Raw genomic sequence first — 12013 nt, forward strand, 5'->3', positions numbered from 1 at the left:
CCTTTTACGGGTCAGCGAGGCCGCTTCCGGTACAGCTCCTCGATCTCCTCCGCGAAGTCCCGCGCCACCTTTGAACGCTTCAACTTCATCGACGGCGTGAGATGTCCGCCCTCTTCGGTGAATTCCACCGGAAGCACCCGGAATTTCCGGATCGACTCGGCTTGTGACACCGAGGAGTTCGCGTCGTCCACCGCCTTCTGGAGTTCCGCCAGCAGCTCCGGATCGTCGACGAGCTGGGCGGGCCGCAGCCCCTCCTTGTGGTGCATCCGCTGCCAGTGCCCGAGGCCGTCCGCCTCCAGGGTCAGCAGCGCCGCCACGAAGGACCGGTTGTCGCCGACGACCATGCACTGGCCGACCAGCGGATGCGCCCGCAGGCGGTCCTCCAGCGGTGCCGGGGCGACGTTCTTGCCGCCCGCCGTGATGAGGATCTCCTTCTTCCGGCCGGTGATCGTCAGATAACCGGCCTCGTCCAGCGCCCCGATGTCCCCGGTCGGGAACCAGCCGCCCCCGGAGTCCTGTCCGGGAGGTGCCACGGCCGCCCCCGGTACGCCGCCGGGCGCGTTCCAGTACCCGGCGAAGATCTGGCCGCCGCGCAGCAGCACCTCGCCGTCCGGCGCGATCCGTACCGCCGTGCCGGGCAGCGGCCAGCCGACCGTGCCGAGCCGGGGGCGCAACGGCGGGGTCACGGTGGCCGCCGCGGTCGTCTCCGTCAGGCCGTACCCCTCGAAGACCATCACGCCCGCGCCCGCGTAGAAGGCGGCGAGCCGCTTGCCCAGCGGTGATCCGCCGCAGATCGCGTACCGCACCTTGCCGCCGAGCGCGGCGCGTATCCGCCGGTAGACCAGCGGGTCGTACAGCGCGTGCGCCAGCCGCAGTCCGAGCGAGGGTCCGCCGCCCGCACCGGCCTGCCGGGCGACGACGGCCTCCCCGTACCGCTGCGCGATCCCGGCGGCCCGGTCGAAGGACGCCGCCCGGCCGATCTTCTCCGCGGTGGCGCGGCCGGTGTTGTAGACCTTCTCCAGGACGTACGGGATCGCCAGCAGGAACGTCGGACGGAACCCGGCCAGGTCGGCGAGCAGGTCCTCGGTCGCGATGCTCGGCGCGTGCCCGAGGCGTACCCGGGCGCGCAGGCAGCCGATCGCGACCATCCGCCCGAAGACGTGCGAGAGCGGCAGGAACAGCAGCGTCGAGGCGGGCTCCTCGCTCACCGAGGTGAACACCGGGTGCAGCAGTTCGATCGCGTTGTCGACCTCGGCGAAGAAGTTGCCGTGCGTCAGGACGCAGCCCTTCGGGCGGCCGGTGGTGCCCGAGGTGTAGATCAGCGTCGCCACCGACCCGGGCGTCAGGGTCGCCCGCCGCCCCTCCACCAACGCGTCCGGCAGTGTCCGGCCCTCCGCCGTGAGCTGCGCCAGGCCGCCCGCGTCGAGCTGCCACAGATGCAGCAGGTCCGGCAGCCCGCGCCGCTCCCCGCTCACCAGGCGGCTCTGCTCCACGTTCTCCACGACGCACGCCGCCGCGCCCGAGTCCGCCAGGATCCACGCCGTCTGGGACGCGGACGACGTCGGGTAGATCGGCACCGTGATCAGGCCCGCCGCCCAGGCCGCGAAGTCCGTCAGCGTCCACTCGTACGTCGTCCGCGCCATGATCGCCAGCCGGTCGCCCGGCTTCAGCCCCGCCGCGATCAGGCCCTTCGCGACGGCCACCACCTGGTCCCTGAACTCCCGTGCCGTGACGTCGTGCCACTGGGCCCGGACGTCCTTCCTGCTCAGCACGGGGTCGTTCGGGGCCTCCGCCGCGTTCGTGAACGGGATGTCGGCCAGGCTTCCCTTCTGCGGCGGCGGTACGAGGGGCGGGACCCCGGCCTGGACGACTCGGTCGCCGTCCTTGAGGGTTTCGGGTTCCCCGCTGGTACGTGTCGGCATGCTGCGGCTCCAGACGTGGTGAGGGTTTCCCCCTGCCGGGGGGGTGAGCAAGGCGCTGTGCCGGCGGAACCGTCTTTCGTCAGCGGACCGCGGGTCAGGGGCGCTCCAGGACGGCCGTCACGCCCTGGCCGCCGGCGGCGCAGACGGAGATGAGGCCGCGGCCCGTCCCCCCGCGCTCCGCGAGGAGCCCGGCGAGGGTGGCGACGATCCGGGCGCCGGTGGCGGCGAAGGGGTGCCCGGTGGCGAGGGAGGACCCGGCGACGTTGAGGCGGGCGCGGTCGACGGCGCCGAGGGGGCCGTCGAGTCCGAGCCGCTCCGCGCAGTAGTCCTTGTCCTCCCAGGCGGCGAGCGTGGCGAGGACCTGGGAGGCGAACGCCTCGTGGATCTCGTAGAAGTCGAAGTCGGCGAGGCCGAGCCCGGCGCGGGCGAGCATGCGGGGCACGGCGTAGGCGGGGGCCATCAGCAGCCCCTCCTCGCCGCCGACGTAATCGACGGCCGCGGTCTCGTACGCGGTGAGGTAGGCGAGCGGTTCGAGGCCGCGCTCGCGCGCCCACTCCTCGGTGGCGAGCAGGACGACGGCCGCGCCGTCGGTGAGGGGCGTGGAGTTGCCCGCGGTCATGGTGCCGTCCGGGCCGCCGTACACCGGGCGGAGCCCGGCCAGTTTCTCGACGGTGGAGTCGGGCCTGAGGTTCTGGTCGCGGTCCAGGCCGCGGTACGGGGTGACGTACGGGTCGAGGAAGCCGCGGTCGTACGCGGCGGCGAGGTTGCGGTGGCTGGCGGCGGCCAGTTCGTCCTGCGCCTGGCGGGTGATGCCCCAGCGCTCGGCGGTGAGCGCGGCGTGCTCGCCCATGGACAGGCCGGTGCGGGGTTCGGCGTTGCGCGGGACGTCGGGCGCGAGGTGCCGGGGCCGTACGGCGGTCAGCGCGCGGGCCCTGGCGCCGGCGGACTTGGCGCGGCGGGCGGCGAGCAGGATGCGGCGCAGGTCGTCGTTGACGCCGAGCGGCGCGTCGCTGGTGGTGTCGGCGCCGCCCGCGATGCCGGAGTCGACGACGCCGAGGGCGATCTTGGCCGCGACCGCGAAGACGGCCTGGAGGCCGGTGCCGCACGCCTGCTGGATGTCGTACGCGGGGGTCGTCGGGTCGAGGACGCTGCCGAGCACGGTCTCGCGCGCGAGGTTGAAGTCGCGGCTGTGCTTGAGGACGGCGCCCGCGGCGAACTCGCCGACGCGTTCGCCGCGCAGGCCGGTGCGGTCGGCGAGGCCGTCGAGTGCGGCCGTGAGCATGTCCTGGTTGGAGGCGGTGGCGTACGGGCCGTCTGAGCGCGCGAAGGGGACGCGGTTGCCCGCGACGACGGCGACACGGCGGAGGGTCTGCATGCGATCTCCCAGGGCTCCCCGAGGGCGGCTCGGGGCTCTTTGCCGAAGCCCCGGGCTCCTTGCCGGAACCCAGGGCTCTGTGCTGGACCTCAGAACTCTGTGCTGGACCTCAGAACTCTTTGCTGGAACGGTGACTCACCAGTAGCCTTACCGCCGGTAAACTTACTCCAGAGTAAGGAGAAGGCCAATGGCCGATCGCTACCTTCGTCTGACCGGCACGGCCCCCGGCCGCTTCCTCACCCGCCGCCTCGGCCTGCCCCAGCCGACCCCGCTGCTGCGCTGGTCCGCCGAGCACCCCCGACTCGACGGTCCCGTGCTGCGGTTGACGGCGGGCGAGGCCGTACCCGCTCCGGCTCCCGCGTCCGCCGCTCCGTACGCCGCCGTCGTCCTCGACGCCACCGGGATCGCCGAACCGGCCGGGCTCGGCGCCGTGCACGCCGCCCTGCACCCGCTCGTACGGTCGCTCGCCGCCTGCGGTCGGATCGTCGTACTCGGCGCGCGTATCGACCCCGCCGACCCGCACCAGGCCGCCGCCCAGCAGGCGCTCGAGGGCTTCACCCGCTCCCTCGGCAAGGAGGTCGGCCGGGGCAGGACCGTACAGCTCGTACGACTGGCGCCCGGGGCCGACGCCGAGGCCGCGCTGGGGTTCCTGCTGTCGCCGAAGTCGGCGTACGTCAGCGGGCAGGTCATCGAGGTCGGCCCGGCGGTGTCCGGGACGCAGGCCGCCGCGCGCGCGGGCGCGCGCGTCGCGCTCGTCACCGGCGCGGCCCGCGGCATCGGGGAACAGGTCGCCGCGACGCTGGCCAGGGACGGCGCGCACGTCGTCTGCCTCGACGTGCCGCAGGCCGCGGACGCGCTGGCCGCCGTCGCCGCCCGGCTCGGCGGCAGCGCGCTGCCGCTGGACATCACGGCGCCGGACGCGGGCGAACGGATCGCCGCCGCGGCCCCCGACGGCCTCGACGTACTCGTCCACAACGCGGGCATCACCCGTGACCGCAAGCTCGCCAACATGGCCGCCGACCGCTGGGACCCGGTCCTGGACGTCAACCTCGGCAGCGTGCTGCGCACCACCGACCATCTGCTGAAGTCCGGCGCCCTCAACGCCCACGGCCGGATCGTGGCCACCGCCTCCATCAGCGGCATCGCGGGCAACGCGGGCCAGACCAACTACGCCGCGTCCAAGGCGGGCGTCATCGGCTTCGTCCGCGCCCTGGCCGCCGTCCCCGAGGTGCGCGAGCGCGGCATCACCGTCAACGCCGTCGCCCCCGGCTTCATCGAGACGCGGATGACCGCCGCCGTTCCCCTCGTCATCCGCGAGGCGGGCCGCCGGATGAACTCCCTCGGCCAGGGCGGCCTTCCCGTCGACGTCGCCGAGACCGTCGCCTGGCTCTCGGCCGCGGCCTCCGGGGGGATCACCGGGCAGGTCGTCCGCGTCTGCGGGCAGTCCCTGCTGGGGGCCTGACCATGGCCCTCATGCTGACCCTCGGCCGGGGCGTGGTGACCGGCATCGGCAAACGGCCCTCCGCGACCGCCCCCGTGCCGCCGGTGCGGCTCACCGCGCCTGCCGTACGCGTCGACCCGGCGCGGCTCGCCGCCTACGCCTCGGTCTGCGGCTTCCCCGCCTCCGGCGCGGGCCCGCTCCCGCTCACGTACCCGCACGTCCTCGGCTTTCCGCTGGCCGCGCGGATCATGGCCTCCCGCGCCTTTCCGCTGCCGATGCTGGGCCTCGTCCACACCTCGATCTCGCTGGTCTCCCGCGCGCCGCTGACCGCCGCCGACCGGCCCGACATCACGGCCTACGCGGCCGGGCTGCGCGGGCACCGGCGGGGTACGGAGGTGGAGCTGGTGACGGAGGCGCGGGTGGACGGGGAGGTGGTGTGGGAGGACCGCAGCACGTACCTGGCCCGGCATGGGGGCGGGGCGGGGGGCGGTTCGGCTTCCGGGGGGGTTGCCGGGGGCGGGGGCGGCGACCGGGCGCCGTTGCCCGTGGTGGGCGAGTGGCGGTTGGCCGCCGATCTCGGGCGGCGGCATGCCAGGGTGTCGCGGGACTACAACCCGATTCACCTTTATCCGGTGACGGCGCGGATGCTGGGGTTTCCGCGGGCTATCGCGCACGGCATGTGGACGGTTGCGCGGTGTGCTGCCGAGGTTCCGGAGGCGGGGGGGCTTGAGGCCGTCTTTCACGCGCCGGTGCTTTTGCCTGGGACTGTCACGTACGGGGCTGCCGCCGGGGCCTTCGAGGTCCGCTCGCCCGGGCGTCTCCATCTCACCGGGGTCGTCTCCGGCCCGTAGGTTCGTTGTCTTTGTCTTGCCCTACGGGCCGGGCGGGGCGGGCAAGACAGAGCCCTACGGGCCGGGAACCCAACGCCGCCCAGCCATGAGGTTGGACAGCCCGGCCCACGCGAAATTCATCAGCGTGGCGGCGGACTCCTTGCCCGAGGCGCCCCCCCGATGCGCCGCCCCCCACCCCGCCAACGACTCGGCCGCGCCGACCAGCGCGTGCGCCAGACCCGCGACCTCCCGGTCGGCAAGAGCCTCGTCACAGGACGCCCCACCGTCCCGCGCCGCGGCAGCGATCAGCTCGGTGACGAAGGCGACGATCTCCGCCCGCATCACGGCCACTTCGGCCGCGAAGGGCTCCCCGACCGTACGGGCCTGGCTGTAGAGCACGGTCCAGCCGTCCGGATGGGCCTCGGTGTGCTCGAAGAAGCCGAGCAGCCCGCTCCAGAGCTGCCGGTCGGCCGCGGCGCCGGGCTCCACGGCGGCGCGCACGGCCGCCTTCAGCGCCTCGGCCTCGCGGCGGATGCAGGCCGTGAAGAGGTCGTCCTTGGAGTTGAGGTAGAGGTACACGAGCGGCTTGCTGACCCCGGCCGCCTCGGCGATCTCGTCCATGGACGCGGCGCGGTACCCGCGCCGCGCGAAGGTCGCCACCGCCGCGTCCAGCATCTGCTGCTCGCGTACGGCTCGCGGCACCCTCTTGCCCCGCACAGCCACCGGCCCCACCTCTCCCCTTGCGACTCCCCCCGGGGGGACACCCCGAGGGCCACCCCGGGGCAAGCCTAAGGGGCAGGCGTCAGGCGGTGTGCGGCTCGGCGTCGCGCGCGGTCTCGCGGGCGGAGTCACGCGCGGCGTCGTCCGCCTCGTCCTCCATGGTGATGTTCGCGGCGAGGTTCAGCCGCGTGCGCTCCACCCGGTCGGACACCTGACGGGCCGCCTGCTCGCGGGCTCCGCGCAGGAGCACCCAGCTCAGGGGCGCCGACACGATCAGCGCGAGCAGGACCACCCACAGGTAGTTCGAGTCCCCCAGCCCCGCTGGCAGGACATGCAGCCGGACCAGCCCCCAGATGACGCCGAAGGAGGCGACCATGAGGCCGAAGCGCAGTGCGGTGTAACGGAACATGCCTTCAGTGAAGCACGCCGCCTCCGCGCCGGAGGAAGAGGGTGTGCGACCCGGAGCACCGCCCGCCCCTCGGAGCGTCGCGCCGACGTCACAGCGTCAGGAGCATCACGATGTCGTCGCGGTCGTCACCGGGGGCGACCCGGATGGCGGCCGGAATGCGGCCGACCTCCTTGTAGCCGCAGGCGGCGTAGAAGAGGTCGACGCCGGTGCCGCCGCGGCAGGTGAGGCGGACGGCCTCGATGCCGTGGAAGCCGCGGGCCGCTTCCTCGACGGCGGCCATGAGCGTACGGCCGTGGCCGCGGCCCTGGTGGGAGGGGTGGACCATGAGCGTGTAGAGCCAGATCCAGTGCGTCATGAGCCGGTGGCTGTTGTACGCGAGGAAGGCGGTGGCGGCCACGCGCCCGTCCTCGTCGCGGCCGACGAGCAGGCGGCGTTCGCCGGAGCGGACGGCGGCCAGCGACCGGTCCATGTCGGGACGGACGTCGTCCGGGGTGACGGGAGGCACGAAACCGACGGCACCCCCCGCGTTGGACACATCGGTCCACAGGGCGAGGATGCCGTCGGTCAGTTCGTCGTCAATGAGCGGATCAAGCTCACAGGTAAGACCCATAAGGGCAGCTTACCCATTACTAATGCGGAGCGCTGTCACCGGCGTCACACCCGCATCGGCTGCGGCGACTCCCGGCGCGACTCGTCGGGGCCCGGGTACTCCCGGATGATCTCGTAGCGGGTGTTCCGCTCGACCGGCCGGAAACCCGCGTCGCGGATGAGGTCCAGGATGTCGTCCCGCGTGAGCTTGTTGGGCGTGCCGTAGTCGTCGGCGTCGTGCGTGATCTTGTACTCGACGACCGAGCCGTCCATGTCGTCCGCGCCGTGGTTGAGGGCGAGCTGCGCGGTGGACAGGCCGTGCATGACCCAGAAGACCTTGACGTGCGGCACGTTGTCGAAGAGCAGCCGGGAGACCGCGAAGGTCTTGAGCGCTTCCGCGCCGGAGGCCATCGTCGTACGGGCCTGGAGGGTGTTGCGGACCTTGCCGTCCTTCATGTCCACGAAGTCGTGCTGGTAGCGCAGCGGGATGAAGACCTGGAAGCCGCCGGTCTCGTCCTGGAGTTCACGCAGCCGCAGGACGTGGTCGACGCGGTGCTTCGGCTCCTCGATGTGGCCGTAGAGCATCGTCGAGGGGGTCTTGAGGCCCTTGGAGTGCGCGAGGCGGTGGATCCGGGACCAGTCCTCCCAGTGGGTGCGGTGGTCCACGATGTGCTGCCGGATCTCCCAGTCGAAGATCTCGGCGCCGCCGCCGGTCAGCGACTCCAGGCCCGCCTCGATGAGCTCGTCCAGGATGTCGGAGGCCGACATGCCGGAGATCGTCTCGAAGTGGTGGATCTCCGTGGCGGTGAACGCCTTGAGCGACACCTGCGGCAGGGCTTCCTTGAGCGCCTTCAGCGAGCGCGGGTAGTAGCGCCACGGCAGCGACGGGTGCAGGCCGTTGACGATGTGCAGCTCGGTGAGGTTGTCGCCCTCCATCGCCTTGGCGAGCTTGACCGCCTCCTCGATCCGCATCGTGTACGCGTCCTTCTCCCCCGGCTTGCGCTGGAAGGAGCAGTACGCGCACGACGCGGTGCACACGTTCGTCATGTTGAGGTGCCGGTTGACGTTGAAGTGGACGACGTCACCGTTCTTCCGCGTGCGCACGTGGTGGGCGAGGCCGCCCAGCCACGCGAGGTCGTCGGACGCGTAGAGCGCGATGCCGTCCTCGCGGGTCAGCCGCTCACCGGCGTAGACCTTCTCCTCCAGCTCGCGCTTGAGCCCAGCGTCCATCTGCTCCTCCTACCAAGTCGACCTCACCGAGGCTACTCCCCCGGCCATCGGCCGGGAGGCACCCCCGTTCACGCCTCTTCGGGAAGCGCCCCGACGCGGTTCTCCCACTTGGTGGACAGCACGATCGTGGTACGCGTCCTGGCCACGCCCTTGGTGCCGGACAGCCGCCGGATGGTGCGCTCCAGGCCGTCGACGTCGCCGACCCTGACCTTGAGCATGTACGAGTCGTCGCCCGCGATGAACCAGCAGTCCTCGATCTCGTCCAGGTCGCGCAGCCGGGTGGCGACCTCTTCGTGGTCGGCGGCGTCACTCAACTGGAGGCCGACGAGCGCGGTCACGCCGAGGCCGAGCGCGGTGGGCGCGACGGTGGCGCGGTAGCCGGTGATCACCCCGGCCTGTTCGAGGCGGTTGATGCGGTCGGTGACGCTCGGACCGGAGAGACCCACGAGTCGGCCCAGCTCCGCGTACGACGCCCGGCCGTTCTCGCGCAACGCCTGGATGAGCTGCCTGTCCACCGCGTCCATCAGAATGGACCCTCCCGTTCGTGCCGCGACTGCGCTGTCCGGACAAGAATCTAAGGCATCAACGGGTGTGCGCCCTGCGCATCTGCTCTTCCGATGCCCGAATCACCCAGGTCCGGACCATCCGGCCCGCAGGAATCGCGCGCCGCGCGGCTCAGCCGCCCGATCCCTCGCTCAGGCCCCCGCCCAGCTCGCCGCGCCAGCGGCGGTACAGCTTGTGCGGCACCCCCGCCGCGTCCAGCGCCCGCCCCGCCACGAAGTCCACCAGGTCCTGGATGTGCGTGGCGCCCGCGTAGAAGGCGGGCGAGGCCGGGAGTACCACGGCGCCCGCGTCGTCCAGCGCCACCAGGTGGCGGAGCGTCTGGCCGCCGAGCGGCGTCTCGCGGACGGCGACCACCAGCGGGCGGCGCTCCTTGAGCGTGACGCTCGCCGCGCGCTGGAGCAGGTCCTTGGACAGACCGAGCGCCACCCCGGCCACGCACGCGGTGCTCGCGGGCACGATCAGCATCCCCTTGGCCGGGTACGAGCCGGAGGAGGGACCGGCCGCCAGGTCGCCCGCGGGCCAGTACCGTACGGCCGACAGGTCCGCGAGGCCGGTGTCGCGGGTGATGTCGGTGGTGCCGTCGGCGCCGCGGGCCAGCCAGCGGGCCAGGTCCTCGCGCCAGTGCGCGTCCCTGAACGGCTCGCCGGTCTCGTCCAGCAGCGTCAGCCGGGCGGCCCGGCTGACCACCAGGTCCACCGCCTCGCCCGCCGACAGCAGCGCGCGCAGCACGGCCGCGGCGTACGGCGTCCCGGAGGCCCCGGACACGCCCACCACCCACGGCCTGCGCTCGGTGTCGTCCATACGGTCGACCCTAACGACCCCGCGATCGACCCGCGCGAGCGGGAACCCGGGAGGCGTGCGCGGACGTTGTGCACACGGGAGAGCACTGGACCTGAGGGGGGCTTCGGTGACGTACGGACAGACCGCGGGACGATCAGCCGGTACGGGAGGGCGCGCCGACTCGCTGCTCGCACCGCTGCGCGCGGGCGGCCGGGTGACGGCCGCCGGCGTCCTCATGCTGGGCTGGGTCGGGCTGCTGTGGGTGATCGAGGCGGTCGACGTGATCGCCGGGCACCGTCTCGACTCGCTCGGCATCGTGCCCCGCAAGCCGGCCGAGCTGATCGACGTCGTCCCGTCCGCCTTCATCCACTTCGGCTTCGGGCACGTGGCCTCCAACAGCCTGCCGCTGCTCGTCCTGGGCTTCATCGCCGCGCTGCGCGGCATCGGCCGCTATCTGGCCGTCGCCTTCACCGTCATCGTGATCGGCGGCCTCGGCGTGTGGCTGATAGCCCCGGCCCACACCAACACCGCGGGCGCCTCCGGGCTGGTCTTCGGGCTGTTCAGCTATCTGCTGGTGCGCGGCTTCGTGGACCGCAGGGCGCTGGACATCGTGGTCGGCGTCGTCGTCGGCGCGGTCTACGGCTCCATCCTGTGGGGGGTGCTGCCGACCGCGAGCGGAGTCTCCTGGCAGGGGCACCTGTTCGGGCTGATCGGCGGCGTGGTGGCCGCGTTCCTGTTCCGCGAACGGACGGTGGCCGTCACGGCGTGACGGCCACGGCACGACGGCCGCGTCGGGACGGGACGGTGTCACGCCGTCAGTCCGCGTCACCGGGTCACCGCTACACCGGGTCACCGCGACACCCGCGACCCCGTGACCGTGATCACGCGCTGAAGTGCGCCGATCCCCCGCCAACAGCCCCGTGCCGGGCGGAAACTCCCGCGAGTCACAGCCTCCGCACAGTTATCCTTCTGGTCATACTTTCTTCCGTCACGTCCAAGGAGTCCGTCATCATCACCATGCGCAAGGGCCTTGCCGCCGCCGGAGTCGTGGCCATGATCGCCGCCGGTTCCGCAGCCTGCGGGACGGCCGCGGCCTCCAGCCCGGACACGAAGGTCAAGAACGCTTTCGAGAAGCTCAACGGCGAGAAGTCGCTGACCCTCGGGGTGCGCTTCGACGCCTCGGCGGACCAGATCTACACCGCGCTCCAGGGTGAGGAGGACTTCACCAAGGAGACGGCCAAGACGCTGGCCGACCTGCGGGTCGCGGTCGCCCTCAGCGCCGACAAGGCGTTCAAGGACCTCAAGGACGGCGACAAGAGCTCCTTCGCCTTCCAGCTCGGCGCCGACGGCTCCGGCAAGAAGAGCCTGGTCGACGTCCGGGCCGTGAACGACAAGGTGTACCTGCGCCTGGACCTCAAGGGCTTCGAGACGCTGATCGGCTCCTCCAGCAAGGACGCGGCGCAGCTCAACGAATTCCTCGGCATGGCCGACGAACTGCCCGCCTCGCTCGCCTCGGTGAAGTCCGCCCTCAAGGGCGACTGGATCAGCCTGGACCTGAAGTCCTTCGAGTCCTTCGCCAAGTCCATGTCCAAGGACGGCGACTCGCCGCTCGGCGCGCTCCCCGACACCAGCAAGGGCCTGGACGCCAAGACGCAGCAGCAGGTCGTGGACGCGCTGCGCAAGGCGCTGGTGAACAACGCCAAGTTCAAGGAGCTGGGCAACCACGACGGCGCCGACCACGTCGAGGTCACCGTGCCCGCGCGGCAGCTCGCCAAGGAACTGGAAGGCAGCCTCGGTTCGCTGACCAAGCAGATCCCCGACTTCAAGCCGTCGGACCTGGAGAAGGTGCCGAACAAGACGGTGGCCGTGGACGTCGCCGTCAAGGGCGGCAAGCTCGCCGGGATCAGCCTGGACGTCGCCCAGTTCGACACCAAGGCCAAGGGCAAGCTGCCCCTGGTGGTCGACGTCAACAGCGGCGCCGACCCGGTCGGCGCCCCCTCCGGCGCCAAGGTCCTCAACCCGCAGGACCTGATGGGCCTGTTCATGTTCGCCTTCGGCCACGACGACGACAGCTCGGCGGACGACTCCGGCCTGGATTCGTAGGCACCCGCGCGGGGCCGTAGGCACGGGCCCCGAGCCGTGAGCACCGGCGCG

General features: G+C 72.3%; 12 protein-coding genes. 4 read left to right on the forward strand and 8 right to left on the reverse strand.

The features are described from left to right. Nucleotides 1-11: 11 nt before the first annotated feature. Nucleotides 12-1922 (reverse strand): AMP-binding protein, encoded by a 1911-nt coding sequence (locus ACFY9V_RS28220; protein WP_391163503.1) that lies wholly within the window; start codon nucleotides 1920-1922, stop codon nucleotides 12-14. 94 nt (nucleotides 1923-2016) lie between these two features. Further along, a complete protein-coding gene (locus ACFY9V_RS28225; RefSeq protein WP_391163505.1) occupies nucleotides 2017-3297 on the reverse strand; it encodes an acetyl-CoA C-acetyltransferase in 1281 nt (426 codons plus the stop codon). Nucleotides 3298-3484: 187 nt separating this feature from the next. On the opposite strand from ACFY9V_RS28225, the gene ACFY9V_RS28230 reads away from it, so the two are divergent. Both ACFY9V_RS28230 and ACFY9V_RS28235 read left to right on the forward strand, forming a co-directional pair. Continuing rightward, nucleotides 3485-4759 (forward strand): 3-oxoacyl-ACP reductase, encoded by a 1275-nt coding sequence (locus ACFY9V_RS28230; protein WP_391163506.1) that lies wholly within the window; start codon nucleotides 3485-3487, stop codon nucleotides 4757-4759. A gap of 11 nt (nucleotides 4760-4770) precedes the next feature. Continuing rightward, on the forward strand, nucleotides 4771-5589 hold the full coding sequence (locus tag ACFY9V_RS28235) for a MaoC/PaaZ C-terminal domain-containing protein (protein WP_391163508.1): 819 nt from the start codon (nucleotides 4771-4773) through the stop codon (nucleotides 5587-5589). A 54-nt stretch (nucleotides 5590-5643) separates the two neighbouring features. Here the strand turns inward: ACFY9V_RS28235 and ACFY9V_RS28240 are convergent, their stop codons facing one another. The 6 genes from ACFY9V_RS28240 to ACFY9V_RS28265 form a co-directional block, all read right to left on the reverse strand. Further along, nucleotides 5644-6243 (reverse strand): TetR/AcrR family transcriptional regulator, encoded by a 600-nt coding sequence (locus ACFY9V_RS28240; protein ID WP_355340728.1) that lies wholly within the window; start codon nucleotides 6241-6243, stop codon nucleotides 5644-5646. Between the two features lie 127 nt (nucleotides 6244-6370). Beyond that, nucleotides 6371-6697, reverse strand: a complete 327-nt coding sequence (locus ACFY9V_RS28245) for a DUF4229 domain-containing protein (RefSeq protein ID WP_355340509.1) — start codon at nucleotides 6695-6697, stop codon at nucleotides 6371-6373. Nucleotides 6698-6785: 88 nt separating this feature from the next. After that, nucleotides 6786-7307, reverse strand: a complete 522-nt coding sequence (locus ACFY9V_RS28250) for a GNAT family N-acetyltransferase (protein ID WP_355340512.1) — start codon at nucleotides 7305-7307, stop codon at nucleotides 6786-6788. Nucleotides 7308-7351: 44 nt separating this feature from the next. Next, nucleotides 7352-8515, reverse strand: coding sequence for an aminofutalosine synthase MqnE (gene mqnE, locus ACFY9V_RS28255; RefSeq protein ID WP_355340515.1), 1164 nt, complete (start codon nucleotides 8513-8515; stop codon nucleotides 7352-7354). A gap of 68 nt (nucleotides 8516-8583) precedes the next feature. Next, the gene (locus ACFY9V_RS28260; protein ID WP_188281655.1) at nucleotides 8584-9039 is read right to left on the reverse strand and encodes an Lrp/AsnC family transcriptional regulator; all 456 of its coding nucleotides are present in this window, start codon (nucleotides 9037-9039) and stop codon (nucleotides 8584-8586) included. Nucleotides 9040-9190: 151 nt separating this feature from the next. Then, a complete protein-coding gene (locus tag ACFY9V_RS28265; protein ID WP_391163510.1) occupies nucleotides 9191-9880 on the reverse strand; it encodes a UbiX family flavin prenyltransferase in 690 nt (229 codons plus the stop codon). Nucleotides 9881-10094: 214 nt separating this feature from the next. On the opposite strand from ACFY9V_RS28265, the gene ACFY9V_RS28270 reads away from it, so the two are divergent. Both ACFY9V_RS28270 and ACFY9V_RS28275 read left to right on the forward strand, forming a co-directional pair. Next, nucleotides 10095-10628: a rhomboid family intramembrane serine protease gene (locus ACFY9V_RS28270; RefSeq protein WP_355340731.1), complete on the forward strand. Its 534-nt coding sequence runs from the start codon at nucleotides 10095-10097 to the stop codon at nucleotides 10626-10628. A 248-nt stretch (nucleotides 10629-10876) separates the two neighbouring features. Further along, a complete protein-coding gene (locus ACFY9V_RS28275; protein WP_391163512.1) occupies nucleotides 10877-11962 on the forward strand; it encodes a hypothetical protein in 1086 nt (361 codons plus the stop codon). Nucleotides 11963-12013: the final 51 nt, after the last annotated feature.

Origin of the sequence: Streptomyces sp. NPDC008317, from assembly GCF_042955955.1 — a bacterium.
In the GTDB taxonomy this organism is placed as follows: domain Bacteria; phylum Actinomycetota; class Actinomycetes; order Streptomycetales; family Streptomycetaceae; genus Actinacidiphila.

What these genes read in the sequence shown, in the direction of transcription:
- ACFY9V_RS28225 (WP_391163505.1), bottom strand. Translation starts at nt 3,297, where the DNA reads ATGCAGACCCTCCGCCGTGTCGCCGTCGTCGCGGGCAACCGCGTCCCC.
- ACFY9V_RS28265 (WP_391163510.1), bottom strand. Translation starts at nt 9,880, where the DNA reads ATGGACGACACCGAGCGCAGGCCGTGGGTGGTGGGCGTGTCCGGGGCC.
- ACFY9V_RS28220 (WP_391163503.1), bottom strand. Translation starts at nt 1,922, where the DNA reads ATGCCGACACGTACCAGCGGGGAACCCGAAACCCTCAAGGACGGCGAC.
- mqnE (WP_355340515.1), bottom strand. Translation starts at nt 8,515, where the DNA reads ATGGACGCTGGGCTCAAGCGCGAGCTGGAGGAGAAGGTCTACGCCGGT.
- ACFY9V_RS28275 (WP_391163512.1), top strand. Translation starts at nt 10,877, where the DNA reads ATGCGCAAGGGCCTTGCCGCCGCCGGAGTCGTGGCCATGATCGCCGCC.
- ACFY9V_RS28245 (WP_355340509.1), bottom strand. Translation starts at nt 6,697, where the DNA reads ATGTTCCGTTACACCGCACTGCGCTTCGGCCTCATGGTCGCCTCCTTC.
- ACFY9V_RS28250 (WP_355340512.1), bottom strand. Translation starts at nt 7,307, where the DNA reads ATGGGTCTTACCTGTGAGCTTGATCCGCTCATTGACGACGAACTGACC.
- ACFY9V_RS28240 (WP_355340728.1), bottom strand. Translation starts at nt 6,243, where the DNA reads ATGCTGGACGCGGCGGTGGCGACCTTCGCGCGGCGCGGGTACCGCGCC.
- ACFY9V_RS28235 (WP_391163508.1), top strand. Translation starts at nt 4,771, where the DNA reads ATGCTGACCCTCGGCCGGGGCGTGGTGACCGGCATCGGCAAACGGCCC.
- ACFY9V_RS28260 (WP_188281655.1), bottom strand. Translation starts at nt 9,039, where the DNA reads ATGGACGCGGTGGACAGGCAGCTCATCCAGGCGTTGCGCGAGAACGGC.
- ACFY9V_RS28270 (WP_355340731.1), top strand. Translation starts at nt 10,095, where the DNA reads ATGCTGGGCTGGGTCGGGCTGCTGTGGGTGATCGAGGCGGTCGACGTG.
- ACFY9V_RS28230 (WP_391163506.1), top strand. Translation starts at nt 3,485, where the DNA reads ATGGCCGATCGCTACCTTCGTCTGACCGGCACGGCCCCCGGCCGCTTC.